This is a genomic window from Rhodoferax sp., assembly GCF_025354435.1.
In the GTDB taxonomy this organism is placed as follows: Bacteria; Pseudomonadota; Gammaproteobacteria; order Burkholderiales; family Burkholderiaceae_C; genus Rhodoferax_B.
In genome coordinates this window covers 1-2,554 of record NZ_JANXMU010000067.1, presented here as the reverse complement: position 1 = coordinate 2,554, position 2,554 = coordinate 1, and the positions used below count along the sequence as shown (strand labels likewise).

Sequence of the window (2,554 nt, the reverse complement as noted above, 5' to 3'; positions counted from 1 at the left end):
ACCAAGCCTGGCAGCCAGCATGCCACCAGCATGCGCGTTGCCGAACGGACCAAGTTGGGCAGTACCGCGGCCGATGTGCCCAAATTGCCTTGGGCATGGGCCAGCAATGGAAACAAGACGCCCAGCATCGCGACCGGAATCGCAGGCAGTCGCGACAGCACATCAAAAGGCACGGTGTAATGCGTCACAGCAGCGGTAGACAGCACAGCAGCAATGGCAAAACGGTCAAAGTACGACAGCAGCGGTCCCACCAAATTGCTTACCGTGAGCCAGCCCCCAAAGTGCAATAGTTGGCGAAGTCCATTGGACGGCGGAGCCTGTGGGGCGTGGGCAAATTCTTGCTTCGCCAGCCAGGCAAATGCCAATGCGGTGCCGATCCGCACCAGCAACAAGCCCGCCATCACGGCGCGTAAATCGACCGAATACAGTGCAATCAGCCAGGGCACGCAAAAGCTGGCTATGCCAGAAGGGATGCGTACGCTGTTCATGGCGGTAAACCGGCTGCGCGCCTCTAAAACACCGGTGCTGCAGGTGGACCACATCAAGAATGGAATGGCAAATGCCAACATGGCCCATGCAGCTGGAGCCTCCGTGCGTACCTCGGCGGGCATCTGGATGGCAGTGCCGACCCACGGTGTACAGCCCAATAGCAACACGGCCCAGGTGGCTCCAATTCCCCCCATAAGTCGGCGGGCCATGCGCGCCATAGCCGCCTGGACCGCCAGTGGCATGCCGGATGCATTGTGGTGCGACAGGTACTGGGTCAGTGCGCGTCCTAAGCCCAGGTCCAGCAGGCCAAAGTAGCCGACCAAAGCCCAGGCCAAAGTCAAGGCACCAAAGCGATCCTGCCCCAGGCGGTGGATCAGCCCGGGTACGACAGCCACGCCTACGAGCATGGGCAGCACCATCCCACTGACGTTGAGGGCAATATGCGTGAAATGGTTGCGTGTGAGCATGTGGCGATCAGGCGCTTTCACGGCGCTCATCGCATACTTCTGGCCGTCCTGCCGAAGGACTCCCGGGCGCGCGTGCAGTGGTATTGAGTGCGCAGCCTGGCACCAACTGTGCAAGGTATGCGTGCAGAGCCGGTAGGTCGTTGCTTTGCGCTGCCGTCCATAAGACTTGCAACTGGCCGGACAGTACCGACCAGGGGATGAACTCCTCATGGGCTTTCATGATCCGCGGGTGCGGTGTGGCAGCCGGGTTGTTGCCGATCAATAATTCTTCATAGAGTTTTTCACCAGGGCGCAAACCGACAATTTGGATATCGATATCACCCGCAAAGGTGGTTGGGTCGCGCAAAGTGAAGCCTGACAAGGCCACCATGCGTTTGGCCAAATCCAGGACTTTCACGGGTGCGCCCATGTCCAGCACAAACACATCGCCACCTTGTGCCATGGCACCGGCTTGCAGCACCAGCTGGGCAGCTTCAGGGATGGTCATGAAGTAGCGGGTGACCTCGGCATGGGTCACGGTAATTGGCCCCCCACTGGCAATTTGCTGGCGAAACAGTGGCACCACGCTGCCACTGGAGCCCAGAACATTGCCAAATCGCACCATAGCGAAGCAGGTTGCGTGCGGTGGCGGTGGTGCGCCGTTAGCAGCGGTGTTCTCAAAAACAGGATTGGGCTCGTTGGCCAGCGCTTGCAGAATCAGTTCTGCCACACGTTTGGTAGCTCCCATGATGCTGGTTGGGCGTACGGCCTTGTCGGTGGACACCAGTACGCATTGGGCTACGCCATTCTCCAGTGCGGCGCGGGCTACATGCAGGGTGCCAAATACGTTGTTTGCAATACCTTCGGCAGGGTTGCTTTCTACCAACGGTACATGTTTGTAGGCTGCCGCGTGGTAGACCGTACTCGGGCGGTGCGTTTTAAATATGCCCGATATCAAGCTGTAGTTGCGAACACTGCCGAGTAAAGGCACCAGTTCCACGGTGAGTGCGTGTTCGGTGCACAGAGCTAGCAGCTCCGCATGGATGGTGTAAAGCCCGAATTCATTGTGGTCTACCAGTACCAAACACAGGGGCCGTTCCACCACAATCTGCCGGCACAGTTCGCTGCCAATGCTGCCACCTGCACCTGTCACCAGCACGGTTTTGCCGGTCAGATTGCGGGCCAGCAGCTCGGGGTGGGGCGGGATGGGTTCGCGGCCCAAGAGGTCTTCGATGTCGAGTTCTCGGATGTCTTGCACCGTGACGCGGCCGCTGGCCAGGTCCGACAAGCCCGGCAAGGTGCGCACGTGTACCGGCAGGGTTTGCAGGGTTTGCAGAATTTCGTTACGGCGCTCTCGGCTGACACTAGGGACGGCCAGCAAAATGTCGGTGACATTCTGCCGGCTGACGATGCCGGGGATCTGCTGTGGCCCGTACACCGGCACGCCGTTGATGCTGCGGCCTGCCTTGGCGGCATCATCATCTACAAAACCGAGGATGGTGTAGGTCCGCGTGCTGCCCAGCGCTGCGGCAGTTTGCACGCCTGCGTTGCCCGCCCCATAAATCAGTAAACGTGCATCGCTGCGCCGGGCATTGCCGTCCAGCCCTGCCAGCCAGAAG

At 59.9% G+C, this 2,554-nt stretch carries 2 protein-coding genes; both read right to left on the bottom strand.

What is annotated here, in order from left to right; translation table 11 throughout:
- Positions 1-986, bottom strand: a 986-nt coding sequence (locus tag Q0T48_RS16965; protein WP_295958575.1) for an oligosaccharide flippase family protein, incomplete at its 3' end; no start/stop codon positions are given.
- Positions 964-2,554 (bottom strand): nucleoside-diphosphate sugar epimerase/dehydratase (locus tag Q0T48_RS16960; RefSeq protein WP_295958573.1); only part of this gene is annotated, 1,591 nt, incomplete at its 5' end. The genes Q0T48_RS16965 and Q0T48_RS16960, both read right to left, overlap by 23 nt.